This is a genomic window from Halorubrum sp. B53, from assembly GCF_059752395.1.
In genome coordinates, this window is the sequence record NZ_MWTH01000001.1 from 1 (window position 1) to 25,197 (window position 25,197).

A 25,197-nucleotide genomic window follows, 5' to 3' on the forward strand; every position below is an offset into this window, starting at 1 on the left:
CGGATGAACTCGAAGAGGTCGTCGGCGACGAGTTCGACCTGTGCGAGGATCTCCTCCCACCAGGTCCGGAAGTTCCGCACGTCGCCGACGTGCTTGATGACCTCCTTGTCGGTGAGCGAGCGCATTGTATTCGAACAGTACCCGTCCTGGGCGAATCCCTCCACGTAGACGGCGTGCTCGCCGAAGAAGTCGTAGCCCGACGTGACGCCCATCGTGATCGGGTCCGACCGGCCGGGGAGGCGCACCTCGAGGCCGTCGAACATGATGTCCATATGGACCTCGCCGCCGCCCCGGTAGCGACGAATCTCGCCGAACATCACGTCACCCAGCGGCGTTCCGTCGATAGTCTCCTCCCGAAGGACCTCCTCCAGAGGGCCGTAGACGTCGACCGGGTTGATGATCGAGTACGAGTCGGTCGGAATATGGAACAAGGAATCCGTTTCGGCGTCCTCCTCACGGGCCTGCTCTCGAGCGCGACTTGGCTCGACGAGCGCGTTGAATCGCTCCGTCTCCACCCACTCGTCGGTGTAGGGGTTCTTGTAGGCCACGGTCGACTCGACGGCCTGCGGGAGGTCGCGGATCGCCTCAGCGAAGCTCACGGTGTCTTTGCCGCCGTGACGCTGACGATACCACTCGGGTAGTTCGGTGTCGGTACGTCCATCGACGCCAGCGAAGATGGTTCTCGACTCTGGGTCTTTCATCGTAGTCACCTCGACGCAGGAACGCTCATCGACGGCTGCCTGCATCGTCTCGCGCCCTGCGCCCCTCTGCCGGGCGCAACAACAACACCACGTTAACCAACACTGACCTAGGAAGGGGCTGGCTGTTGGTTAATCGAACCACCGTCGGGAAACTGCCGCACTGTCGTTACTCGGTGCTGGAGCGGCGTAGCCGAACCTGCTCCGGGTTCGGAACCCAGGGATGGTCCTCCCAGCAGTGAAGGGCCTGAGCACGGGGCGACTCGAACTCGGCTCCGCAGGATCCACACTCGTAGACATCGTCGGGCCAGGGCTCACTGACGTACATCGCTGTCACCGTCGTCCCAACCGGCTCGGGAGCTCCGCTTCGCTGGACGTACCGGTAGCCGCGAACCGTCCGTTGACGGATCGCTGTCCGGGCGATCTCGGCGGGTTTGCCGTCGGGGAGATACACCCAGCGAACGAAGCCGTCGACCGACTCCTTGGCCGAGGGCTGGAGGATGAACCACCGCTCATGGGCATCCCGGAACAGGTAACGTTCAGTTCCCCTGTTTTGGAGGTACACCGGGTCACCACGGCCGGGGATAACTCGCAGCCCCATGGCCGGTGATATCGGGTCCAACAGTCGCTCAATTACTGAGCGCTCGCGCTCCGGCTGGTTGTCCGAATCCTCCTCTGCTCCGAACTCATCGAGACGAGCGTTTGTGGTCACTGGGTCCACCGTCCGAGTGAGGTCTGTTCCCGCTCGGACTCGGCAGGAACCTCACAGAGAAACCGCCACTTCGGCCGCTCTCGGATTTGCTTGTCGGGCCGGTTACCTGCCTGTCCGGGCTCCGTTTTCCCCGCGCAGTGCCAGCCCTTGTCTCTGAGCGCTTTGATCATCGAGCCGTCGAAGTCAGCTCGCACGAACGTCAGCAGAAGGCGAACGCCTCGCCGCCGGCCGTGCCGACGCACGAACCGTTCCATCGACCGGGCGAGGGCGGCGGAGGCGAGATTCGGGAAGTCGACGCCGATGCAGATCCGTGCTGCCTCAACGATCTCGTCACCCTCGTATCGCGTCCCGTCGTACTCCAGCGAGCGAATCAGCGGATAGCGCCACGTAATCGCACCCAGTAGCTGGTCCTGGTAACAGAGCCCGTGATGGACGAGGTTCGTCCGCGGGACACTGTCCATATAGGAGTGATGGGCTTCGTAGATCGCGCCGGCGACGTGCCGCGGGATCGATTCGATATGGACGCGCTTTGCGAACCGCAACCCGAGCGGCGCCGTGACCGGCTGGTCGTTGCGATGAATGGGACACGAGCACCCCTCGGGAGTGCGCGTGTATTGGAAGCCGGTACTCCGCCGCTGGCCGGGAGAATGTGTCTGTGTCACGAGTCGGTGCCGTCAGTCTGCTCTTGCCGGTCGTTGTAGCGCTCCAGTTCGCGACCGATTTTCTCGAGTGCCTCGACCCCGCGTTCGATCAGCTGGTGGGTGGTTCGCGAGAGTCGAAGCCTCTCCATCAGCACTCCCCCTCCGGTGGCTCGATGAGGTCGTTGCTCTCGTCGGCGGGGGCGCGGATAGCCCGCTCGACATCGGCGTCGTCCGAAACCGTCCGGCTCGCCAGGGGCGCCGGATAGGCGCGATCGCCCTGACTGCAGAGGACGGCTAGCCAGCCGTCGGTCCCCTCGCCGAGCACGATGTAGTGGTCGCGATCAGCCCGCTGGAAGACTCGCCGGTCGGGGCGTGTGACCGTTCGCCAGTTCTCGGGGAGCGTCGGTGACGGCCCCCCGCCGTCGGGAAGGGCGACGACGTCGTCGGTGATCGTCGCCATCGCCGCGTCGATCTCTTCGCCGGTGAGGTGCCAGCACGCCGCCGGACCATCACACTCGAGCTGGCTGATCACACGATTCCGGAACGCGATGTAGTGTTCTCGGGCGACCTGAGCGTCGTTGTAGTAGTCGAGGAGGAGCCCACAGGCGAGCTGTGCGGGCCCGCTGCCTCGGTACCCGACGTCGAACCCGCTCGGACTGTGGGTGACCAGACCGAGACTACGGTCAGGGGTCAGTTCCGTGTATTCCGGGAGTCGCGTCACGACGAGGTCGCCCTGTCGCCGGCGGCCAAGGTAGGCTGTCGTCATTTGAACCGCCCCCGATCGTCACGGTCGCGGTCCGATCTGTCCCACTCGTCGTCCGATGGCCGAATTTCGGTCCCGAAGTCGTGCCGGTCGGCGTGTTCGGCGCGACTGAGGAGTTCGAGGTTCTCGGGTCGGTTGTCCCACCTGACGCCGTTTTTGTGGTGCACGTGTTTATCGGCGACGGCGTCGAACCCGCGTTCTGCCACCATTACGAGTCGATGGATTCCGACGGAGTCGGTCGTCCCGCGGTAGTTCGAGGCACAGATGACGTAGCCACGGTCAGTGAAGACAGCAGGATGCCGTCGCCGGTTCGGGGCTGCCTCGCGTGGGTCTCGACGTGGAATGTCGAGCCGCTGCATCCACTTTGAGACTGTCTGTTGCGTACAACCCAGTTTGTCAGCGATCTCGGTTGTGCTCAACTCCTGTTCCCAGTAGAGGTCGCGAAGGAGCGATTCGTCTCGCCAGGGGTACTCTGATTCGGTCATGGCTCGGTGACGGAGAGTGAATCCCCCCGCACCCCTCTCGGGGGCAATAAACACTATCGGCCCGAAATCGTACTTGAATTTCAGCCCGATAGATAGCCTACAGGAAGCTGGAAGCAGTCCAATAGCCCTACCAATGTACCACGGCCGTTTCTATCAGGTCGTAGTATTGTTCCGCGAGTCGTGCTGAATAGAGCGCGCGAGTCGGTCACGAGTGGGCGGTGTCGGTCGAGACGGTCGGGCGTCGAAGGTTTATACTCGAGTGACCACAAACGTTCGTCGATTGGAAAATGAATGGCTATCTCGGTCTGTCCCGACGAGATGTTGGAGCGGGGCTCGCTACTGCCGGGGCGGCGTACGTCGCTGCCGCGCTATTTGCCATCTTCAATCTCCTGTCGGGCTCCGGGTCCCGGGCAGGTCCCGTTCCCACCCTCGGGATGATCGTCACGCCCGTCGTCGCGCTGATCGTCGCGACTGTTGTCTGGCGTGTGACGATGCCGGACGAACCGAACCCACGCTACGGTGCCATCGCCGGCGCCGTCTCGGGGGCCGTCTCCGTATTCGTATTCACGACGCTGATAGCCATCACAGCCGCCGTCATCGGGTCTCCCCCTGGCCCGCCCCCGGACAGGACGGTTTCCGAAGCCATCGAGCTGGTCGCCTTCATCGTTGGATTCGGGCTGCTCTTCACGCTCCCGATCATCGCTCCGATAGCGGCGTCCGTGGGGTACGGATACGAACGGAACCTGGCCAGCGGACAGAACTGACCCTCCGTCGACGAGTCCTGTTCGTTCCGTCTCCCTGGGAGCGTCCGTAGCCGAACGACCCGGGCACGTCGTCGAGTGCTGAACACACACTCTATATTCAGCAGCCACCTTCTGACAGATACTGAGCAAATCACGTTCTGGACTGTCCCAGCGGACTTCTATACTGACCGATTCACCTGCTCCAGCGTGAGAACTATTTTAGAGTCCCGTCTCACGTCAGTCGTTTTGTCCGGCCTCTCAGACTGTGGTTGACCAGATCGAGACTTCGATCAGGAGTGAGACGCTGGTGTTCGGAGAGATTCAGAACGACGGCGTGGCCGTCGACGCGAAAGCCGACGTATTCGACGGGGCCGTCGCGACGGTGAGCGAGCGCTTCTGTCTCGATTCCGCTTGACGTGGGACGTCGTGCGTTCCCGTTCATTGGTACGTTGCGGGAGTGGTGACCCCCGCACCCCTCTCGGGGGTTCTACAAACAGAGCCGGAAACGCCCTCACCGTCCCTACTGGCTAGCTGCGGGGAACTCGAAGCCGCCGGTGTCGGGCTGTGACTCCTCCGAGTCGGTAGTTTCTGATTGGACTGCCTGGAGGGAATCTTCTAGTGCCTCGCGGCGGTCGTCGACGCTCTGGTGGATGCTAATGTCGTGCTGCTCGCAGAGCGCTCGCTCGACCGCGAAGGTCATCTCGTCGAAATCGACTGCTGTGATGTCGACGTCTTCCGGTGAGGGCGTCTCATCAGCGACGTCGATGTCTCGCGACCAGGTATCGGCCGAAATGTCGCTGGTCGGGAGCCGCCACTCGTCACTCTCGAGCTCTTCACGCAGGTACTGCGCGAACTCCTTGTAGTGGTCGAGCGCGATGTTCTTCGTCGCTGAATCGGCCAGCAGCGCGATCGCGAGTTGATCGATGCGGGCCTCGTCAGCCTGTGGTCCCCAGTCGAACCCGCCAGGGGCGCGGCGTAGGACGTGGAGGTGCTTGTCCAGCACGTCGCCATCGGGCGTGTACACCAGCTGTCCACCCATACAGCGTTTACCGCGGTACGCTCGGCCGCCGGTCATCGGAACCCACCCTCCCAGTGGCCCATACCTCGTGGTCGTTCCGGGCGCTGGCGGGGGAAGGAATCCGACGGCCGACGGGCGGTATCTGGACCGCGTCCGGCTCCCTGATTGCTCCCACTCGCGGCCTCGGTTGGTCGGGGCCCGACGTACATCGGTTTTCGCGCTTGACTTCGCTCCGTGACGACCTCCCGATGGAGCATCGTACAGAGCTCCATGACGCTCTTGGCGAGGTCGAACGCCGCTGCTCGCGACCGGAGGTCGTGCTGACTGAAGAGGATCGTCCCATCGGCTCGATCGATCCGGACCAGCCAGTCCGAGGGTTGCTGGACGTGGCAGAGGACGGATTTCGAGAACTCGTAGGCGAACACGAAATGGTCGTCGTCTGTTCGGCGTTGCAACCACCAGTTGTCGGGAGCGATCTCGCTGTTGCTCTCAGAACTCATCGGTAATCCGGGACGAATGTGTCGTCCCGCACCCCTTGCGGGACGAACAACAACACCAGCGCTCACGTCGTCGGGACTTCGTCGCCACCGTCGGCAACGTATTTAGTTATAGCAAGATACTGTCCAATTACATTCGGATGGCTGTACTGGACGACCTCTCGGGATTCGAGTTCGAGGACTTGATGGAGGACGTCTTCCGCAACCTCGGCTACGAAAACGTCCGCCAGGCAGAGCGGACGGCCGACGAGGGGCGGGACGTCATTATGGAGGAGGTCGTCGACGGCACGCGACGGGCGATAATCGTCGAGTGTAAGCACACCGGGACGGTCGGCCGGCCGGTCGTCCAGAAGCTGCACTCGGCCATCGCGACGTTCGACTTCGACGGTCCAAAGCGTGGGATGGTCGCCACCACTGGTCGATTTACGAACCCTGCCGAGGAGTACGCTGACCGGCTCCAGCGGAACGACGATCCCTATCCCATCGAGCTGATCGACGGCGAGGACCTCCGGGAGATCGCCGACGAGATCGGTCTCGATCTCTACAACGGGCGCATCGAGATCCTCTGTGACGAGACGCTCCGACCGTACGATCCAGCGGCGGATGTCGACGCACCTGTCCAGGAGGCGTTCCGCGACATCGAGAACATCGACGCCGCGGATCTGCCGGTGCCGCACTCGCAAGTGACGTTCCGACCAGTGGTTGCGATCACCGCCGACACGAACGCTGTCTTCGAGACCTCAGTCGGTGTCATCCACCGGGTCAACGACCGCACACAGTTCGTTGTCCACGCTGAGCGCGGCCATCCGAAGGTGGCCGACGACGAAGTCGCGACGCTGGTCACCGAGAACTTCCACGCGACGGTCCCCCTCGATACCGGGCAGTTTACCGAGGTATTCGACGACGTCGACGAACGACGGTTCGGCCAGACCCAAACGAAGTACAAGGAGTGGGCTGTTGACCGCCTCCAGGATTACCACACGACGACGGTGACCTACACCGGCGACAATAACGTCACGTACAACAAGACGTGTGAGCCGAATCTCTCGGACATCTCAGTGCAATCGATTGAGCCGGTGTATCTACCTGAGGTTCGGCAGACGACAGAGATACTGGAGTACTCGTATCCGTACGAATACTATGCTGCTGGCCCCTCACGGGTCACTCTGGAGGACGGGATTCATCGCTGCGTCCACTGCGAAACGAGCGGCGTCGACGAGACGTACACCTACTGTCCGAACTGCGGGGCGATCGCCTGCGACACCCACATCAAGACCGAACGGCTCGAAGGGGAGCCGGTCTGTACCGGCTGTGCGGTGACCGAACGGTTCGCGCTGAAGAGGAAGTACTTCTACGACGAGGAGAACCTCGGCGCGTTCCGCAAGGAGTACGCCGAGATGCCCCTCCACGAGAAGGCGATGGAGAACAAGCTGCTGGCTGGCGGGAGCGTGGTTGCGACGCTGCTGCTCGTCGTCGGACTACTCGTGATCGGCGGCATCATCTAACCCGTCGCAATTTTCCGCCAGACTGCGGGGTTGGTGTTACGAGACACCGTACTGCTCTTTGAGTGCCATATATTCGACCTTCTTTGGGAGGATGACTGGCAGATCATCTGTTCTGTCGAAGTCGCCCTGAAGTGGCCGATACAACGCCTTCACAGTGGCTTCCAGGTCGTACCACTGTGCGGTCTCGACGAGTGTCTCCTGATCGATATCCTCCGCCTCGATCAGCAGCATCGAATAGCTAACCCGCCGAGATCCGCTATCCAGAAGGAGCGTATGGCATACGACTTCAGCAGCCGTTAGCTCCTCACCTGGAGCATACCAGAACGGAGGCTCGCCGGCGAGGAAAAACTGTAGACCATACGCTGCAAACCGACCCAGTCCGGTCATCTCCCAGTCCGGAGCTGCTTGGAGTGCGTCCGTATCCTCGTCGGTCTGCAGGCGGACGAGTGCTCGCTTCGGATCGCACCACGCGATCGTGGCGCTGGGGGCGATTTCCCGGACTCGGGCTCGATGTTCGTGCTCTACAGTAGCCCGGGCGAACGCCAACAGCGGCGAGACTTCGTCATGAAGGGCGTACTTCGAATCGGATCGGGAGAGTAGTGCTCGGTGCTTGAGCGGCGATAACGCGCTGTGGACACCTTGTCGAGTGATTCCGAGCCGGTCTGCGATATCAGCGATGTGTCGTGGTCTATCGAGATACCAACACACGCGGAGTGTGGCTGGGGAGAGCAGTTCCGTCCAGTCCACGTGGCTGAACTCCGACTGCAGCGTTCGATACGCTTCGGTAACTGGATGTTCCGCGATACGGACACGACGCTGATTGCTGGACCCACGGGTTTCTGTGAGCAATCCCGCTGCGAGCAATTCGTCGAGTACGTCGTACAGATGGTCTCGTGAATATCCGGTTTCGGCCGCGAGTTCCACCGGTGTTGCTTCACGGCCGGTACTCAGCGCGTCAAGCACGGCGAGTCCGGCCTTCGAAATCATCTGGGTCTTTCTAAACCCTAACTGTATAAATACGATTTGGTATTTTACTTGACGACTACTTCGTCCCGGACCAGTTCTGTGAGCGCGTCCTCGAGCGACCCGTGGAACTGCCAGCTCGCCTGCTCGAAGGCCTCGTCGGTCGGGCCGTCCCAGCGGGGGAACGCGGAGTGACCGCTCACTTTGACTGTCCACTCGGTCGGCTCGTCGAACGGGTTCTCCGTCGGGAGTTCCACGACGTAGAGGTATTCCTCGTCGCCGTGGATGCCATCGACCGGATTCTCGACGCCGTGGCCCAGCAGGAACAGCGGCTGGTCGAGATGCTCCATATTGGACGGCTCGAGGAGATCCGCTGGCTGAGCTGCGTCGATCGTTCGCTCTGGGTCGCCATCCAGATAGAGGTCGACCGTCGAGAGCTTGTCGAGGAACACGAAGGTCGCCGCCGTATAGCCCGGTCCCCGCTCTGCGCGGGTCGCATCGAGCAGCTCTTTCAGCTGTGCGAGATCCCGGAGGACGCTCCCGGGGTACCCGTCCGAATGCCGGTACACCTGCGCGACGCGGTCGGCGCTGCCATCTGTCTCATCGGTCTGTTCGACTCGTTGGACGAATCGGAGTTGGCTCCGTGTCGACATCGGTACTCGCCGGCGCGTGTGCGCCGGCACCCATCGCCGGCGCTGAAACAACACCACACAGTCGTAGCGGGATTGCAATCCGCTACGCGAGATGTGACACCTCGTCTGGTTCCTCCACGTCGTCGAATTCACCACGCTCGACCGGCTCCCAATCCTCCCCAGGTGCTGGACTCCACCAGTCGATCTCATAGGCACCCGGTGCACCGAGGATTTTTGCCCGTGCCGAGCCGTCAGGCAGGTCGCGACGGAGCTTCTCGTCGACGTGAAGGTTCCACGTCGAGTCGGTGTCGAAGCACGCGAGCACACCTCCTCGTAGCCACGGTTTTCTCGGGACTCTCGGAGGACGACCTGCGTGTTACAGTTCTTGCAGAACACTCCCTCGAAGGGAATGTGGGTGAACACTTCCTGCCCACAGACGGGGCACCAGAGGAACTCGAACAGTGCCTCGCTGTGTCGGTCGAGTACTTCGAGACTCATTGTTGGACCGACCCGGTTCGACCGGGTCACTCTCTCCGCCCCGGCCGAAAAACACCCTGCGTGTGTACGTTCTCAGCGTTCAGGGCCGTAGACGATGCGCGAGGGGGCTTCGTACCCACAGTCCGGACAGTCGTACCAGCGCTGTACCTTCGCTCCATCAGCTGTCTTCTCACCGACGAAGACGTCGTCGTTTGGACACTCCGGACAGTTCAGTTCGGGCGCTGGCCGCTCCCGAAGCGCATCCCGGAACGTTGTCGCCTCCTTCGTCTCGAAGCCTCGCGACCAGATCGGGTAGCCGTCGACGAGGATCGCCCCGCGCCACTTGTACCGGTATGAATCCGGAGCCCGGTGTAGAACAGCTCGCGCTCCAGTCTCGGTGTTTCGATACGCGAGTGTTGGTGTACGACTCTCCCGGGACCAGTTTGTGATTCTGGGCATTGTCAATCAGAAGTGGACGTCTGCGGGGACAATCCAGAGTGTCTGGCTGTCTTCCTCTTCCTCGAGGACACGATCGAGCTGATCGCGGTGGCGAATCCCCATCGCGTGCTGGTCGTACATCGGGATTGATGGCCCCTCGTAGGCGCCGACCTGATGGAACGCGTGTCGGGCGAGATCCTCGTCGCGCATGATCGCCTCGTCGCTGAGCTCGTCGAGCGACTCTTTCACGCGGTCGAGATTCCGCTGGAACTCTTCCTTTGTGGCGTTCCAGGCTCGGTCAAGCAGTTCACCGCCCTCCTCTGAATTGATGGGTGCTGCCGTCGGTAGGTCTCCCCAGCGATCCTTCCCGGCGACCGTCGTGTCGTCTTCGTCGAAGGTCACAAAATAGTCGAATACTGCGCAGGAATGCGGCTCAGCGCCAACCAATCGATTGAACACCGTTTTCCCCGCAGCCAGTGCTTCGTTTTCTGTCGATGCCTCGACGAGCGCGTAGATGACCATATGCATCTGAACCACTCCGACGCCCGCCGGTACGGTCACCGACGCGCGCCACTCTCTCGCTGGCGCGAATAAACAGCTACCAGAGGAGAGGATGGTTCAGGAGACCCTACGAAACCGGTGTCACTCAGTAGATAGATTCGTTCAGTACAGCGGACACATTTTGCAGAACAGTCAGAGCCTGTCAGTACAGAATCACGCTACGGTTTCAACGCCGAGGATCTCGAAGCGAGCTCCACCGGTCTCACTCTCAGTCACCTGTATCTTCCACCCATGTGCAGCAACTGTCTCGGCGACGATAGCGAGTCCAAACCCGGTCCCTTCCTCGCGGGTCGTATACCCCGGGTCGAACACGGACTCACGGTCACTCTCAGGGATACCGGGCCCATCATCAGCCACGTAAAATCCCGGCCGGTCAGGAAGCACTCCGACGGAGACCGTCACGTCCGGGCCGCCGTGATCGATTGAATTCCGAAACAGGTTCTCGAACAGTCGTTGGAGCCGTGTCGGGTCCGCTTTGAACGTCAGGTCGTCCTCGACGCGTAACTCGGCAGCGTTTGTCTCAACCATCTCCCAACTGTTCTGTGCGACCGACGAGAGCAACACTGCATCCCACTGCTCGACTGGTTGGCCATCACGGGCGAGCGAGAGAATTTGCCTAATTAGGTCCTCCATCCGAGTTAGCGCCCGTTCGATGGCTGCTGCGTGTTCATTCTCTGCAACCTCCTGGACATCCTCGCGGAGTAATTCGAACCGCCCTGTGGCCACGTTGAGAGGATTACGGAGGTCGTGACTCACTAAACTGGCAAACTGTTCGAGACGTTCGTTCTGTCGCACTAATTCCTCACGGTACCGCTCACGGTCAGTCACGTCGGTCAGAAGGATGGTTCGGCCGAGCCCAGCTTTTGCTGTCCCATACGGTGTCTCTGTAACATGGTAATACCGGGGGCGGTCCTCTTGTTGGAGTTTCAAAATAGCGTCGTCGCTGTCAAGACAGTCAGCTACTCGTGGAAGTGTCGTCTTCAGAGGGGTGCCCTCGGCACCGTCAAGGTCAGGGAAGAGGGTCTGCGCAGCGTGGTTCATGTCTCGAATGTGGTTGCTCGCGTCAAGCGCAATAATTGGCTCGTCCCGTTCGCCGGCCAATTGGATGGCATCGAACTGGTCGATATAGACGAACGCGACACCAACGGCGAAGACGGCGACCCCGAGCGGCTCGTAGGTAATATCGATGAGGTAGGGCGTGGTGTACCCGATGATATCGAACACGACAGGCAGGCCGGTGATTCCAACGAGAGCGAGGAGCGCTCGTGTGTCGAGATCGATCTCGGTGAACAGTTCCAACAGCATGAAATAGCCGACAAAGGCGAGTGCATACGAGAGCCCCATTGTAGTCCAATGTAGCGGCCCTGTGTACACGGACAGATGAGGGAACGGGGTGGCGACGGCTGTCGTCGTGAAGTATCCTTGGTGGAGAGGATTGGTGACCTTCACCGCGACAAGTACGATGTAGACGGCGATAGCAAGGCGACGGTATGTCGGATTTCGATGGTAGGTCCGACCAGTATACGCTGAACAGAAGTAGAGCCATGCGCCGACAGCTGCGAGTCCCAGCACGAGCCCGAACGTATACCACGCGAGTTTGAGTGATATCGTTGGAGAGACGAGAAATCCGGCGTGAGCGGTCGCCCACCCGCCGCTCGTCAGGAGGAGTGCCCACAATCCCCGTCGCGTATCAGCATTTGTGATACGTTGAAGGCGTGTGAGACTTATAAAACAGGCCAATGCAGCCACGACGAAGAGACCAACATAGAGCAGAAAGAGAGGAGATGTCGTCGAGACAGCCATATTGGACCGTCCCGGGGGCCAGGGTAATACTTTATGAATCTGTAAGGTGACGATGTCTTGATAGCGCGTGATAGACGCGCAGCTCTCATCGATCGGCTGTTTCAGGTGAGAATTTGTCTGAAGAATAGGATTTCAACAGAGCCAAATTGCTCAATAACGATCTTAAAAATTGTCCAAGCTGTTCTTGTTCTCTCTACTCCCGTGATGGTGTCGGCAGATGAACCTCGATTGTTGTCCCTCGATCGAATTCTGTGACTTCGATCTTCCCATCTAACGTCGTGATGATCCAATAACACAGCCACAGTCCAAGCCCCTGTCCGTGGACGAGTGGTGTCTCTTCGCCTGTCTCTAAGACACCCCGTTCTGTATTCGGAAGTCCCGGTCCGTCATCGCGTATTTGACAGATTACCTGCATATCGGACACATGCACATCGATATCGATAGATACAGGACTCCCCCCATGCTTCGCGGCGTTCTCTACAAGTTCAAACAACGCCACTTCGATGCGTGGAAGCGTCTCCGCTATCGCTTTGTCCGGCGCGTCAACAGTTATTGAGACATCCGAATACCGTGTTTCACACTCAGTGACAATCCGATCGACCAGCGGCATGATGTCCATCGGTTCCAACTCGGGCGAAATATCGCGGTTTTCCTCTATTTGCTGTGCGGATTCTGTCAGGTCAAGCAACCGCGTCGCAGCTGCCCTGATAACCGTCGCTTTGGAAGCCTGCTCGCCGTCCATCTCTTCGGCAAGCATATCGGCCCACCCTCGGATCACAGTCATCTCGTTTCGTACGTTGTGCCGGAGTACTCGGTTGATCACGCTGATGAGTCCTTCGCGCTGACGACGTTCCGTTGCATCACGGATCAGTAGCTGTATCCCGACGATGTCGTCCTCTGAGCGTTCCGACTCGGGCACGCCCCCGTCATAGACAGGGACACCGCGAATATCCGTGTAGACGATGTCACCCGATTTCGTTTGTAGTGGCAGATCTCGGGCTTCGGTCGGCTCCCCGCTCAGTATCTGTGAGCGACCTTTCAGCGCCCGATCGCTGGTCTGTGCGTCCGGATGGGTGATCGTTACCGGTTGACCGATCAGTTCTGCCGGCGAATAGCCCAACAGGTCCTGGACGCCTTCAGAGGCATACGTGAACCTTCCGTCGGTATCGAAGCGAAAGACGGAGTCGAAACTGGCGTCGATGACGGCTCGGTATATCTCTCGCTGTTCGTTCAACCGTTCTTCGCGCTGTGTGAGTTCTCGTTCGTATCGTCGTCGTTCGATGGCTTGCCCACCGAGTCGCGCGACCAGTTCAACGAAGAACCGCTCTGCGTCAACGAAGGGATCGTCGCGTGGCTCCGTATCGGCAAAGCACGCCGTCCCATACACCTCACCATCGACGATGACTTTTGCGCCGATGTACGCGCCTAAATCAAACGTCTCAACAGCGGTGTCGGAGATCTCTGGGGACGCATGAGCGTCTTCGATGGCGAGTTGGCTATCGATTTCGATGGTTCGACGACAGTACGCTTCGTTGAGCGGACAGCTCTCGCCGGGCTGGATCAACGGGTGATCTCCGGTCGCGTGAAGGATTTTCTGCGTACCGTCAATAATACGCGTAAAAAAGCCCACAGAGAGGTCGAGAAATTCAGTACCCGTCGTGAGTGCCTGCTTAATTTGAGTCTCAAATTCGGCGTTCGGATCGGCAAATATCTCGTAGATTTGGTCTCGATACGCAACGGACTCCATATCGGAATGCACCTCGTCAACTCGTATGAAAGTTGTGTGGCCCAATCAGCTCGCACTATCTCCTCGTAAATTCGGGTATACATCACCGAAAGGAGTTCAGGTGCAAGATACCTGCATCTTGCACGGCTATCAGAACATCTCTCTGAGGTGGTAGAAATGTCAACAGCTAATTCGCAAGTACACTGTGTGGCCAGTTCAGCAAAAAACACCTAAATACAACACCGAGTGCCCTCTCTTAATCAAATAGAGCCAATCTCCCTGAATGAGTCGATTTTCTCGTCCTCGTCAAACGTACAATATTGACGTCCACCTCGAATTGAGGCTCCTCCACGCTGGACGCGAAGGTCCACGAGAGTGACTTACGGGTTTGTGCGCTGTTCGTTGGGATTTGGCCCGAGTTCGGGGGCGTCTGTGGTCGAACGCCATTCGTGATTATCCCACTGGAACCGCACGGGCCGCGCCATCGGCCTCACTTGCTGCTCGGTGTTCTGCCGGAGGAACGTCTCTGCGGCTGTGAGATCAGCGTGTCCCTCGAACCCACATGGACAGGTCAGCGTCTCCTGGTGTCGAACTGTTTCAGCTTGCTCCCCGCACTCCGGACACGTCTGGCTCGTCCATGCCTCGCTCTTCTCCGCCACCTCTATCCCATACTCCTCACAGACGGACCGCAGCTGATCGACGAACTGCTTGAACGCCCAGAAGTTCTCTAGCTTCTCGTTGATTTCAGGGGACAGCTGGGTTTCGATGACACCGGTGAGATCACCGATGTACACCGTTGCGATCCCCTTGTCGTGCAACCGTTCGACGAGTTCACGGATCAGGGCCTTCTGGGCGTGGCTCCGCCGGCGGGAGCGTTTGCGGTAGAGCCGGCGGATTCGCCGGCTTGTGTCCTGCTCCGGCGGCAACTTCGATGACAGGCGACCGATCTCTTCGGTCGTCGCTCGGAACTGCTCGAACAGGTCTTCGCCGTCGTAGAGGTACTGCTGTCCGGTGGTGGTCGTACACGCGACGAGGTTGTTGACACCGAGATCGAGGGCGGCTTCCTCCGAAGCCAGCGGTGAATCCAGTTCCGATTCGTCGATCGTCACTGGTTGATATGCCCGATAGGTGTCTTCGACCTCGTCGTACTGAATCTCCAGCTCACCCTGCTCGCCGGACCACTTCGGATCGCCACGGACCTCCAATCGAAGCCGCTCGAAGTACCCCATATCGTACTCGTCTTTGAGGTCCTGGCCGACGGGGACTTCGACCCGCGAACAGTCGCCCCACTGGATTTCGTACGAGTCGTTCCGGACGAACAACCGGAGGTCGCGCCCGTCCTCTGCGTTCCCCCAGTAGCCGGGCGGGGACGCGTCCTCACCGCGTTCCAACAGCGCGAAAAACGACTTCCAAGCGGCGTTATTCTTCCGTGTCACCGTCTGGACCCCGACCGCGCCGAGCTGGCCTTTGTACTGCCCGCGAAACTCATCCGTCTTCCAGATGCTCTCGTCGTCGAAGAACCGCTGCCGGCGGGCATAGGTCAGCTCGTTCCAGAAACTTGCCGTCGCGTCCATGACCTCCCGCAGGAGGGCCTCATCCGACTCCGAGCGGGGACGCACTTCGAAGGTGTTGGTCCGCTTCATCGTTGGCTCGCCTCCTGCTGGTCGGGCTGACCCCACCGACGCGGGATGTAGCCCAGACGCTCGATTGCGGCGGCCTGTTCTCGGAGAAGCCCGACGAGGACTTGCTCCGGGACGCCTGCCTGCGCCTGTTCGGCCAACAGCCTCTGGAGTGTTGCACGAGCGTTCTCGATGGCCACGGGATCGCTATCGTCCATCGATGCGCTCCCGGGTATCCCCGGTTTGGTATTTGAATGTTGGCGGGGTGGCCCCTCTCCGAGAATTACGCTGCTTTTGTTCAAACACGGCGCAGCCGTGGGGATTCGCCCCGACGAGACGGTCGAAGACTGCTTTCCCTTCGACCAGGGCGTCGTGCCGTGTCGGTGCCTCGACTAACGCGTAGATGACCATATGCATCTTTGATCACCTCGGAGCGCCGACTCACCGGGCTCGACTCTGTCTGCTCGGTGCGCCGGCACCCATCGCCGGCGCTCGAAAAACTTGCTTCGCGAGATCGCGTTCAGGAGTCGCGTGTCCGCTCGACAGTGATCGTCAGATTGCCCGACTCGTAGTCGGCCTCGAAATCGACGTTGAACGCGTCGGAGTCGTAGGCGGCGTGGTAGGCACGGTGCAGTTCGAGCGACCCGGTCGCCTTGAAGTGGAAGAACGCAGCCGAGGTGTAGGGTTTGCTCTGGGTTTCGACCTGCGTCTCGACAGAGGCCGGGAGCGCGATTTGTGGTGTGTCCGTGTCGATACTCGCAGTGAACGCCTTCGCTTCCTCGACAGTCGCCTGCGAATGTGCGGGCGTCTCACCGGTTAGCACGTTCACCGGTGTCTCGGTATCGTCGGTGAACAGGACATCGTGGAAGGTGCGGGTCCCGAGGACTGCGTCGGGACCTAACTCGCAATCGTTGAATGGGTCGTTGTCTGGTTTCTTGGGCATCCAATCACGAGCCTATGGTGGGGCTCAGTCCTTTCTGCCCCAGAAAAACCACCATCGCGTCGACGCAGATCGGCCTACGAGCGGCCGAGTGTCGCGTCCGGGGACGGTACTTCACCGCTCGGGATGCGCAACTCCTGCCGCTTCCCGACCCACTCGCCGAGTTTTTGCTTGAGGTACTGGCGAGCAGTCGACTGGGTGAACACACCCTTGTCGACCATATCGCCGACGACGTCCTTCAGCGCCCGGAACTGCCCCTTCAGATGGCCGTCGCCGACCGGCTCGCCGTCGTGCCACCGAACGGTCGCGAGCGCCCCGTTCCCGACCGTCTCACCGTGGTCGATTGTCTCCGAGTCGTACTGCAGCCCGAACCACAGCGTCCGGTAGGCAGTCACCTCGAACGACGTCGACACCACGAAGAACGCCTCGTGGTGGAGATAGTCGAGATGGTCAGCGACGATCTCCTCGAGGGTGAGCCCGGTGGCGCGGGGCTTCGGTTCGACGACCGTCGACGGGCGGTCTTCGCCGGCGAGGTAGCCGTCGACGGCTTCTGCCTCGAGGCCATCGGCCAGTTCCGCCAGTAGCTGTTTCGCCCACTTGGAGTCGGTGTCGTCGCCACCGAACGGCGACTCAGCCGAAATCCGGTGTTTGAGCTTCAGGTTCGCAGCGCCCCAATGAGAGTAGTGAAGCGTATACTGTCCGTCTGTGCGTTCGTACGCAACGAGTGCGCGGTGACCCATTTGAATAATCACCTCGCAGGGCGTCCCACGACTGGATCGCCCCGCACCCCTCCCGGGGGGCGAACAACTCTACTCGTCGATCGGTTCGGGGGAATTGAGGTCTGCGTGGAGGACTTCGCAGTCGCGAACGACGTACCGCTTCGCCAGCACTGGGAAGCGACACTTCGTGAACCCCGCTGTCTGGATGTCGAGTTCCTCGTCGGCTTCGAGGTGGTCGGCGAGTTCTCGCAAGAATTCGTGGGTCACGATGCCGCCCTCGTAGTCCGGGAGGCCGTTCTCCCGCGCCTCGTACACTTCGAAGTCATCGTACCCCCAGATGGTGAGTTCGCCCTTGTCGGTGACCTCCCAGTCGAGCGTCCCGAAGCAGTAGCTCTCACAGAGCTCGCGGACTGCCTGTGGATCCGATACGATTGCGCCGGTTGACGTCGTCGCAGCTTGTAGTGTCGCCATGTCTGGACTCACGGGGAAGTCCCGCACCCCTCTTGGGGGGCGATAAACCGACACTGGAAGTGCCCCTGGCGTCGACGGCGATGGCGATCAGTCATCTGTTGGGGCGTCTGGTCCGCTCCCGTCCTCTGGTCGAGTGAGTAGACTCACTTCTTCCAGGAGGTCTCTTGCAGTCTCGACTCGCTCTCGATCCGCGTCGTCCAACTGGTCGACGTCGAGCCGACTGAGATTGCTGAGCACACGGTGCATCCGGTAGCCCTGTTCGACTTGCTGATTCATCGGAAGCGCCTCACCACTCGCCGGCGCAGAAAGACTCCTTACGAGACTGTCGTCGGCGCATCAGCGTCGCCACCAGTGCTCGTCGCACCGCGTTGGCGCCAGGAGGTCACTCTCACACCCGTCGTCCAGCATCGTGTCCGGGATGTGGGATGTCTCGCCGGTCGGCCGTAGTTCTGCAAAGTCAGAATATCGGTCGTACATCGGTTGGTGCATAACTTCTGTCGGTATCGCATTTCAACGTCCGGACGCCTTCGCTCGCATCCCACTCTTGATTATGCGAGACAGTACAAACATATATGAGAGCAGGGCGCGAACACTGTCCCAAGAGGTGCCAACCATGACCGAATCCTCGCGAGATGGGGTCCAATCGTGGACTGAGTCGATGAGCGCCCGCGACCGCATTCGGGCGGTCGCCGAGTCACTTCGCGAACCCCGCTCAGTTAACTGGATCAGCGAGCAGGCCGACGCCGCTTGGAGTACGACCAACGAGGAACTTCAGGATCTCGTCGACCAGGGCCAGTTGCGTCGCGTCGAGGCCGGCGAGACCACGCGCTACCAGCCGGACTACACGCGCCTGCTCTTCGAGGAGATCCGCACGCTCATCGAGGAAAATACCCGCGAGGAGCTGCGGAGTGAATTGGCCGCGATTACCGAGGAGATCGAGGAGTGGCAGGCGACCTACGACGTCGAGACGTGGGAGGAGCTCGAACAGTCGCTCGCCGACGGCGACCTCGCAAGTGCGGAGCTCCGGGACCGCCGCGACGTCATCGCGTTCTGGCGCGAGAACGAGGAGGATCGCCGCCTCATCAAGCACGCACTGGAACTCTACTCTGACGTTGAAGCCGCCCGCGAGCAGATGACCGACGTGGCTGACCGCGCCACGAGCTAATCCTTCTCTCTCACAGAATGATCTTTCTTGCCGGTCGCGACCGCTATACACAGCGGACCCTCCTCCGCGACGTTCACGACCGATTGACGAATCAAGCTGGGTGTGTGGAGGTACGCTATCGTCCGTCTCGACGTCGACCCCGGTACGTCATCGCGGATGTCGATCCGACAACCTTCCTGAGTGACTCCTACGATGTCGCGACTGCACGACTGGAGATTCGCTTCTGGTACCCCGCTGGCGTCGACCACGAATACTACCGCATCAACTGGGTCGAACCGGACCGGAACCTGATGCTCGGCTTCCACCAGGACGCCGATCATCCGGACCTCGGGCCCTGTCACATCCAACTCAATCACGAAGACACGCCGGTTGATCGCCACGAGGCGACGTTTCTCGATGCGCATCCACTTGCCGTCCTCGATGACCGACTACAGCAATTCCCGCCCGCGCTAGATGCGATTCACTGGAAGAATGGAGCGCCCTCGCTCCCGACCTGGCCCGTCTAGACAGCGAGTTCATCGAGCGTCTGGTGATGCGTCCGTGCCGTGGTCGGCGTGACTTTCCGGACTCGTCGATGTCACGGTGCGTTACCCACTACCCCTGTTCCCGCCGCGATTTGTGGAGGCAAGCCGCTGCGAACTCTGCCTGATGAACGCCCGCGGTGACTGCCGTCGGACTTGAGGGTACTCACCGTATTAACCAACAGAAGCCATCTCTATCGGCGACTGTTGGTTAATCGGCGAGATTCCTCCTGCCCTATTCGGGAGCAGGCCCGTAGCGACCTGTGCCACACACCTGGCACTCCCAGATTGGTTGGCCCGTCCAGGTCTCGTCAGAGAGCGACTCGCGTGTCCTGAACCGATGTTCTGTTTCTCTCGTACAGTGCTGGCACTCGAGGCCTGTCACGGTCGGAATTTCGGCTCCGGCACTGGTGGATTCCGTTTCGTGGGGTACTGTTTCAATTTTGTCGAGTGGAGTCTTTCTCCCCAATGAGCAACGCAACGAGCGGATCGAGTGAGTAGCGCAGTAGGGCGGGGAGGAAACGACAACCCGCTTATTAAGTAACTTTAGTACAACATTGAAGATAGTGTCGGACAACGACTATCACCGTCGAACCGCCATCACACGGCTGGCTGTCTCCCCCACCGACGAGTCACTCCTCCGAGAGACCATTGAGGCGTGGAAACGGGGATGCCAAGTTGCCGTAGACAAGGCGTGGGAGCGGTGTCACTCAAAGTCCGACGTACAACAACTCGCCTACGACGACGTGCGCGAGAACACGCATCTCGGCAGCCAGCACGCCATTCTCGCGTGTCACCAAGCCGCCGAGAACATCAAATCCTGCATCTCCCGTCGCCAAGACGGGAAGAAAGCCAGCAAGCCCACGTACACCAGTCCGACCGTCACCTACGACAGTCGGACGATGACCATCTTCCCCGAGAAAGAGCAGGTTTCCCTTACTATCCACGGCGACCACGCTCGGGTTCGAGCAGACCTCGTGCTTCCCGACGACGAGGACGGCTATCAACACCAGTATCTCGACCGCGACGAGTGGGAACCGACCGAATCCACGCTACACTATCGAGACGGGGAGTGGTACTTGCACCTTGGCTTTCGCAAACCGAAGCCTGACGACGAGGAAGCGACCGAGAACGGAACGGTTCTCGGCGTTGACCTCGGCGTGACCGAGATCGCGGTCACCAGCACGGCCCGCTTCTTTTCTGCTGGTGAGCTCAACCACAAGCGACGAGAGTTCGAGCGGGTGCGTGGGGACCTCCAAGAATGTGGCACGCGGAGCGCCCACCGCACGCTGGAGACCGTGAGCGGACGCGAAGACGAGTACGTGAAACACGTCCTCCACAGCGTTGCGAACGGCATCGTCGAGGAAGCTCTCCGCTACGCCTGTGACGGGATCGTGTTCGAGGAGTTAGCTGGTATCCGTGAGCGACTGCCCGACGCAGCGTGGCACTCCGAGTGGGCGTTTAACCGCTTGTTCGAGTACGTCGAGTACAAGGCCGAAGCCGAAGGGCTGTTCGTGGACACGACGAATCCGAAGAATACCAGCAAGCGGTGCGCTGAGTGTGGGTTCATCCACGATGACAATCGCCCGTCACGCGATACGTTCGAGTGCCAGCAGTGCGGAACTCGGAATCACGCCGACTACAACGCTGCCAAGAACGTGGCAGACGTGTATCTCCGACGCGAGCAACAGTCCTCGCGTGGGAGGGGCATCAGTCAATATGCCCTAAAGTCCGGGACGGTGACGCCGAATCGGGGATACACCCCGTACTCTCACGAGTCAGAGGTAGAGTCCACGGACAAGCCCCATCTTCAACGAGCGAACCCGTCAGGGTCAGCGAAGTAGGGTGGGGTAGTTGACCAGCGATTGCTGGGACGATCCACAGCTGGTCGCCGTCGTCGAGCATGTGCTTGAGCTCATCACGAATTGGCACGCCTGGTCACGAATCGACTCAGAGAGTTCGAGGGCACTCGCCAACCGACGCACCTCGCCCAGCCCGTGTGCGAGATTCCGTTCCGCCTTCGACCGCCAGCGCCCACGGGTCTGTTCGCGCCGCATCCGGGCCAGCCGCCGGCGTTTCCGCCCTGAGAGTTCGTTTCCGTGTACATCAGTTCCGCGGCCGATTTCCGTCGAGAGGCCTCGATCGTGGCGGGCCGCAGTCAGCGGTGCGCCTGTTCGCTCGCGCTCGTCTGCATCGTATGCTCGCCACTCCGGCCCGTGATCGATACGTTGCTCTTCGATGACGAGGCCACAGTCCTCACAGACCGTTTCCTTGACGTTCGTAGTGACGTGTCCGTGGCACTCGGGACACTGGTTTGCGCTTGACTCCGTTTGGACGTCTTCGTCGAAGCCGGTTTCGTAGATGTCTCTCGTTGCCATTGTTCTCACCGTATTCAGGAACTCGCCAGTACAGCGAACCCCTCACCCATTGGGGGAAAATAGACGCTATCGAGTACGGAACTCGTTTCAGCTGGATTAGCGCTCAGATGATGGTGCTTGAGTCCTCCTATTATGGCTTAAGAATTCCCGAAAACAACACTCGAGTATATCCTGAGCGGTTGAATCCGTTATATACGTTGTACCAGCAAAACAGGACGGAGGACCGAGCGGTGTACACGACGGCCGACGGGCAGTTCGTCGACTTGCTTCCCCCCATATTGCAAACATTCGGTACGGTTAGGGGTAAGCGGTAGAAGATTGAGCCGCTATGCCCCACTGACTACGTCTTCAGGTGCTGCTCACGGATTTCTTTGATTCGGGCTTTATCCATTCCATCGTGCTGTTCGAGGATATCTAGTTTCTTTTTGGTTGTCTGGTGGAGCTGGTTCTGTGAGTTCTCCTTCAACATCCCTTCAATGCGAGTTAACACAAGTTCTTCCTGGCCAGCAAGATCGGTGAATGCAGCAAGTTGACCTACGATATTCTGTTTCTGTTGCCATCTGCGATTGCCGTCGGTCAGTTTGTCGCTCAATCGTTGGATAAACTCTTCGTGCGCGTTTGCGGCGAGATCATCAGTCACTGATTGGAGAACTTCGACCAAGTCGTCAGTCGGAACCTGTTGATTCTGGTCACTCACTTCGTCTTCTAGAATGGTGAGCACGTTCTGACCCACCTTGCGACGGTGATTAGAGGTGAGATCTGATTTGACTTCATTCCAAACACGCGAGAACGCTTGCTTGTCCTTGTTGTTGCCACCCGCAAGGTCGGTTAGCCGACTGAGGAACCGTTCTTGGTCACTGTCCTCAAGTTCGGTGAACACCTCGGCAACAGCAGTCAGGTAGATCTGTTTACTGTTCGTGTCGTTTGTCCTCTTTGCCTTGTTCAGGCACGTACTGACCACCTCATCCTGAACACTCTTGAATCGCTTCGGTGCGGTGGAAAACATCTCTGCACCGAGCTGTGCTTTGGAGTCCTCGTTGTTCTCCAAGATCTCGATCAACTTCGGCGATGTCACTTCTTCGTCGAATACCTCAGGTATCAGCGATAGGACCGTGTTGGTGAGCAGCCTCGAATTGGTGTTCTGTTCCGGGAACGGGTCGAGTGTCGCCGTCACTGCGTCTTCTGAATCAAGCAGGGGTACATCGTACTGCTGCGCCCATTTGAGGTACTGCTGACCAGTCCCGCCCCAGTTCTGAATCTGCTTCAAACACTCCTGACGGAATCGGTTCTGGTCACTCGATGAGAGAGTGTCATATTGATAGAAGAGCGTCTCAACCAGATTCTTTTCGTTATTACTCGGGGCATTCACCATCCCGTGGAATTCGTTGTAGAGATGACTCGCAGTCTGACGTGGTAGGTCAGATTCGATATTGAGAAGGATATTCGAGATACTGTCGTTGATGTGATTGATATTGTTATCTTCAACTTCGTTCCGGAGTTCAAGCAATTTTTCGACGAACGTACCTCGGGCCTCAGCGGATGCATCCGCGTCGAACTTCTGGTAGTAGTCCTCGTTCTCAAACTGACGTTCGTTGTTACCCAACTCAATCAACTTGATGGCCTCCTTCAGCAGCTTCGTGGTGGCGAACTTTTGACGTGCGGCTGCCGAATTGTGAATTTTGTCGAGCGCCGTTTTGAACGTGTCTTCCTGCTGATTCTCACGTAGTTGGATGAGATTCTCGGTCAGGGGTCGTTTCGCAGAGCTCGGAATTCCTTCAGCGTGTTTGACGAACGCATCGAGGATATTCTCCTGAAGCGTTTCTGAATCAGCGACCAGTTCACCATAAGCCCCAAAGAGCACACGCGAGTCGCGTGGTTGCATTTTGAGTATCATCGGGAACGAGATATTGGGATCTAAATCCTCCAAGAAGTCCCGCCTGTCGACGGAAACCAGGTACTCACTTACTATTCGGGCTACCTGAGTCTGGGCGTCATCATCCAGAGCATCGAATACCTCCATCAACCCCTCGATGATGTTGAAGAGTTCTGAATCGAGATGACTCCACTCGTCAAGCGTATCGTTGATTGCCTCACGGTACGGACCGAAGTCACCACCGTCCTCAAATAGGGTATCCAGTTCGTCGCGAATCTTATCGACCTGCCGAGCACGTAAATCTTCGACGAAGCGGTCGCCGTCTTCGAGTGTGAGCGTGTACGGGGGCTCGCTCAGATAGATGAACCGCCGTGGGTTATCATCGGTGATGTACCGTGTGGAAGACAGGAATTCTCGAAGCCCCTCCACAGACTTCCCGTTCCCGTCCTCTGACGGTTCGAAGTGTGATGCTAGTTCTTCCTCTCGTTCCGGGTCCATCACACGACCGGCAAAGTAGTCATTGAATTCCTCAAGGAGACGCGGATTTGCCTGTAGAGACCGATAAAACTCTGGGAAGTCTTCCTGCAGTATTGATATCTTCGCCAAGAATGGAAGGTTGCCGGTAATCACTCCTTCACGCATTCGCTGAGTGTCCTCTATTTCCTCGGCCAACATTCGTAGCGTCGTCAGACGGTTGAGAGCCTGTTTGATACGTCGAGGATTCCGGACGTATGCTTTCGTGACGACTGAGAGAACCTCCTCACCATAATCGTTCTTGAGTTGGTCGTTCAATTCAGCAGCATAATCAGAGATGGCGTTGCTCGTGAACGGCGGAATACGGACGTGGGCTTGGAAGAGTTTCCGTAGGAACTCCCGCTCATTTTCGTTCTCTTCGAAGTACTCACCTCTGTCGATAGACTGGATATGGCTGAGAAGCGCCTCGTCGTCGCAGGGAATGATATATAAACAACGGTCGTTGCCCATGAATGTTTTGAGGGATACCAACACATCGTAGACAGTATCACTCTCACACCGGTCCAGATTGTCTACAGAGATGATGACCCGGTCGTAATCCGTCTTTTCGACCAACTCATCAAGCATTTCATCGAATAGTTGTTCGTACGCACCGGACCAATCGTTGCGTGGATATCGTTGGCGGAGGGTCGAAGTCGCGTCCTCGACCTGCTTAGCCATGAAGATGAAGAGACTAAGGAATAGAGGTAGGACAGCTAGTTGGAGAATACTGTTTACGGTACCCATTAGACCTTGTCCCGGGGTAAAAATCCCAAGAGCGTTCAGGATATTAATGAGAACCCCTGCTATCAGAATTAGCGAGGTTATCGCAACGATGACTGTGACGAATTTTGAATGTGTGAGGAGCTGTTGAGCATATTCACGAAGAGAAGGGTTGTCGCTATCTTGATCTTCCGTAATGTCATAGAGTTCTTCGGTGATGTAGTCCTCTCCAAGGATACCGTAATCGTCGTCAACCCTCGTGTTCGTCTTCGCTCCAAGTTCGTGGTCGATGCCGAGAAGTAAATCTGTTCGAATCGACTCTTCGGCGTGGGTCCACGCATCGAATTCTACACAAACCGTTTCCCCAAACTCGGGATTGTTGCTCAGCCGATCGAACAGGAGGTTGATTATCGAGCTCTTTCCTGTCCCCCACTTGCCAAAGACACCGATGTTCCATCGTGGCTCTGCGTTCTCCAGTATCTGCTCAAGGGCGTCGACGTACTCCCGATGCTCGAATCGATCTTGATCTGTAGACTCTATCGGCTCGTCAGAGAGAAAGACACGTCCATCCTCACCGGTCATGAGTACAAATCTGCCAGCACACGGATAAAAG

Annotated in this window: 25 protein-coding genes and 6 pseudogenes; 5 read left to right on the forward strand and 26 right to left on the reverse strand. The window is 58.9% G+C overall.

All coding sequences use genetic code 11. The features are described from left to right. The 6 genes and pseudogenes from B4V06_RS00005 to B4V06_RS00030 all read right to left on the reverse strand — a co-directional run. Positions 1–746, reverse strand: a pseudogene (locus tag B4V06_RS00005) (hypothetical protein); the annotation flags it as partial. Between the two features lie 121 nt (positions 747–867). Further along, positions 868–1,410, reverse strand: a complete 543-nt coding sequence (locus B4V06_RS00010) for a hypothetical protein (protein ID WP_498166401.1) — start codon at positions 1,408–1,410, stop codon at positions 868–870. Further along, the gene (locus B4V06_RS00015; protein ID WP_498166403.1) at positions 1,407–2,072 is read right to left on the reverse strand and encodes a hypothetical protein; all 666 of its coding nucleotides are present in this window, start codon (positions 2,070–2,072) and stop codon (positions 1,407–1,409) included. The genes B4V06_RS00010 and B4V06_RS00015 overlap by 4 nt, the downstream gene beginning before the upstream one ends. Further along, the gene (locus tag B4V06_RS00020; protein ID WP_498166406.1) at positions 2,069–2,200 is read right to left on the reverse strand and encodes a hypothetical protein; all 132 of its coding nucleotides are present in this window, start codon (positions 2,198–2,200) and stop codon (positions 2,069–2,071) included. The genes B4V06_RS00015 and B4V06_RS00020 overlap by 4 nt, the downstream gene beginning before the upstream one ends. Beyond that, complete coding sequence (locus B4V06_RS00025; RefSeq protein ID WP_498166409.1) at positions 2,200–2,817, reverse strand: DUF6166 domain-containing protein; 618 nt, start codon at positions 2,815–2,817, stop codon at positions 2,200–2,202. The genes B4V06_RS00020 and B4V06_RS00025 overlap by 1 nt, the downstream gene beginning before the upstream one ends. Beyond that, complete coding sequence (locus B4V06_RS00030) at positions 2,814–3,299, reverse strand: HNH endonuclease signature motif containing protein (protein WP_142980876.1); 486 nt, start codon at positions 3,297–3,299, stop codon at positions 2,814–2,816. Before B4V06_RS00030 ends, B4V06_RS00025 begins: the two co-directional genes overlap by 4 nt. 287 nt (positions 3,300–3,586) lie before the next feature. Here B4V06_RS00030 and B4V06_RS00035 point away from each other — a divergent pair, with 287 nt between their 5' ends. Further along, entirely contained in the window at positions 3,587–4,063 is a 477-nt protein-coding gene (locus B4V06_RS00035; RefSeq protein WP_142980877.1) for a hypothetical protein, read from the forward strand. A gap of 232 nt (positions 4,064–4,295) precedes the next feature. Here the strand turns inward: B4V06_RS00035 and B4V06_RS00040 are convergent. The 3 genes and pseudogenes from B4V06_RS00040 to B4V06_RS00050 form a co-directional block, all read right to left on the reverse strand. After that, a pseudogene (locus tag B4V06_RS00040) lies at positions 4,296–4,484 on the reverse strand (DUF6166 domain-containing protein); the annotation flags it as partial. Positions 4,485–4,562: 78 nt separating this feature from the next. Continuing rightward, positions 4,563–5,081, reverse strand: a complete 519-nt coding sequence (locus B4V06_RS00045; RefSeq protein ID WP_498166413.1) for a DUF6166 domain-containing protein — start codon at positions 5,079–5,081, stop codon at positions 4,563–4,565. Positions 5,082–5,113: 32 nt separating this feature from the next. Next, on the reverse strand, positions 5,114–5,560 hold the full coding sequence (locus B4V06_RS00050; RefSeq protein WP_498166415.1) for a hypothetical protein: 447 nt from the start codon (positions 5,558–5,560) through the stop codon (positions 5,114–5,116). 137 nt (positions 5,561–5,697) lie between these two features. On the opposite strand from B4V06_RS00050, the gene B4V06_RS00055 reads away from it, so the two are divergent. Then, a complete protein-coding gene (locus tag B4V06_RS00055; RefSeq protein ID WP_498166418.1) occupies positions 5,698–7,062 on the forward strand; it encodes a restriction endonuclease in 1,365 nt (454 codons plus the stop codon). Between the two features lie 36 nt (positions 7,063–7,098). On the opposite strand, the gene B4V06_RS00060 is transcribed toward B4V06_RS00055, so the two are convergent. The 15 genes and pseudogenes from B4V06_RS00060 to B4V06_RS00130 form a co-directional block, all read right to left on the reverse strand. Further along, the gene (locus B4V06_RS00060) at positions 7,099–8,049 is read right to left on the reverse strand and encodes a MarR family transcriptional regulator (RefSeq protein WP_142980773.1); all 951 of its coding nucleotides are present in this window, start codon (positions 8,047–8,049) and stop codon (positions 7,099–7,101) included. Positions 8,050–8,093: 44 nt separating this feature from the next. Then, the gene (locus tag B4V06_RS00065) at positions 8,094–8,678 is read right to left on the reverse strand and encodes a hypothetical protein (protein ID WP_142980774.1); all 585 of its coding nucleotides are present in this window, start codon (positions 8,676–8,678) and stop codon (positions 8,094–8,096) included. An 82-nt stretch (positions 8,679–8,760) separates the two neighbouring features. Beyond that, positions 8,761–9,155: pseudogene (locus tag B4V06_RS00070) on the reverse strand (DUF7567 family protein). Positions 9,156–9,227: 72 nt separating this feature from the next. Further along, positions 9,228–9,593 (reverse strand): DUF7568 family protein, encoded by a 366-nt coding sequence (locus B4V06_RS00075; protein ID WP_142980775.1) that lies wholly within the window; start codon positions 9,591–9,593, stop codon positions 9,228–9,230. Between the two features lie 6 nt (positions 9,594–9,599). Further along, on the reverse strand, positions 9,600–10,100 hold the full coding sequence (locus B4V06_RS00080; RefSeq protein ID WP_498166615.1) for a DUF7995 family protein: 501 nt from the start codon (positions 10,098–10,100) through the stop codon (positions 9,600–9,602). A gap of 186 nt (positions 10,101–10,286) precedes the next feature. Further along, the gene (locus tag B4V06_RS00085) at positions 10,287–11,936 is read right to left on the reverse strand and encodes an ATP-binding protein (protein ID WP_498166423.1); all 1,650 of its coding nucleotides are present in this window, start codon (positions 11,934–11,936) and stop codon (positions 10,287–10,289) included. Between the two features lie 193 nt (positions 11,937–12,129). Further along, a complete protein-coding gene (locus B4V06_RS00090) occupies positions 12,130–13,683 on the reverse strand; it encodes an ATP-binding protein (protein ID WP_498166425.1) in 1,554 nt (517 codons plus the stop codon). A gap of 359 nt (positions 13,684–14,042) precedes the next feature. Next, complete coding sequence (locus tag B4V06_RS00095; RefSeq protein ID WP_498166427.1) at positions 14,043–15,305, reverse strand: RNA-guided endonuclease InsQ/TnpB family protein; 1,263 nt, start codon at positions 15,303–15,305, stop codon at positions 14,043–14,045. Next, complete coding sequence (locus B4V06_RS00100) at positions 15,302–15,499, reverse strand: hypothetical protein (protein WP_498166429.1); 198 nt, start codon at positions 15,497–15,499, stop codon at positions 15,302–15,304. The genes B4V06_RS00095 and B4V06_RS00100 overlap by 4 nt, the downstream gene beginning before the upstream one ends. 79 nt (positions 15,500–15,578) lie before the next feature. After that, a pseudogene (locus tag B4V06_RS00105) lies at positions 15,579–15,698 on the reverse strand (DUF7995 family protein); the annotation flags it as partial. A gap of 103 nt (positions 15,699–15,801) precedes the next feature. Then, positions 15,802–16,224, reverse strand: coding sequence for a DUF8025 family protein (locus B4V06_RS00110; protein WP_498166431.1), 423 nt, complete (start codon positions 16,222–16,224; stop codon positions 15,802–15,804). 74 nt (positions 16,225–16,298) lie between these two features. Then, positions 16,299–16,961 carry a DUF6735 family protein gene (locus B4V06_RS00115; protein ID WP_498166433.1) on the reverse strand — a complete coding sequence of 221 codons (663 nt, stop codon included), beginning with the start codon at positions 16,959–16,961 and terminating at the stop codon, positions 16,299–16,301. 69 nt (positions 16,962–17,030) lie between these two features. Continuing rightward, complete coding sequence (locus B4V06_RS00120) at positions 17,031–17,411, reverse strand: hypothetical protein (RefSeq protein ID WP_092663175.1); 381 nt, start codon at positions 17,409–17,411, stop codon at positions 17,031–17,033. An 87-nt stretch (positions 17,412–17,498) separates the two neighbouring features. Then, positions 17,499–17,687, reverse strand: coding sequence for a DUF8012 family protein (locus B4V06_RS00125; protein WP_430639634.1), 189 nt, complete (start codon positions 17,685–17,687; stop codon positions 17,499–17,501). 50 nt (positions 17,688–17,737) lie between these two features. Further along, positions 17,738–17,888 (reverse strand): annotated as a pseudogene (locus B4V06_RS00130) (biosurfactant protein 1); the annotation flags it as partial. A gap of 136 nt (positions 17,889–18,024) precedes the next feature. Here B4V06_RS00130 and B4V06_RS00135 point away from each other — a divergent pair. The 3 genes from B4V06_RS00135 (at position 18,025) to B4V06_RS00145 (ending at position 20,941) form a co-directional block, all read left to right on the forward strand. After that, positions 18,025–18,576, forward strand: a complete 552-nt coding sequence (locus B4V06_RS00135) for a DUF7342 family protein (protein WP_142980664.1) — start codon at positions 18,025–18,027, stop codon at positions 18,574–18,576. A 17-nt stretch (positions 18,577–18,593) separates the two neighbouring features. Continuing rightward, positions 18,594–19,082 (forward strand): hypothetical protein, encoded by a 489-nt coding sequence (locus B4V06_RS00140; protein ID WP_092663182.1) that lies wholly within the window; start codon positions 18,594–18,596, stop codon positions 19,080–19,082. Between the two features lie 581 nt (positions 19,083–19,663). Then, complete coding sequence (locus tag B4V06_RS00145; protein WP_142980666.1) at positions 19,664–20,941, forward strand: RNA-guided endonuclease InsQ/TnpB family protein; 1,278 nt, start codon at positions 19,664–19,666, stop codon at positions 20,939–20,941. Positions 20,942–21,007: 66 nt separating this feature from the next. Here B4V06_RS00145 and B4V06_RS00150 read toward each other — a convergent pair. Together B4V06_RS00150 and B4V06_RS00155 are read right to left on the reverse strand one after the other, a co-directional pair. Then, positions 21,008–21,525 (reverse strand): annotated as a pseudogene (locus B4V06_RS00150) (transcription initiation factor IIB); the annotation flags it as partial. 290 nt (positions 21,526–21,815) lie between these two features. Next, the gene (locus B4V06_RS00155) at positions 21,816–25,166 is read right to left on the reverse strand and encodes a KAP family P-loop NTPase fold protein (protein WP_498166438.1); all 3,351 of its coding nucleotides are present in this window, start codon (positions 25,164–25,166) and stop codon (positions 21,816–21,818) included. Positions 25,167–25,197: the final 31 nt, after the last annotated feature.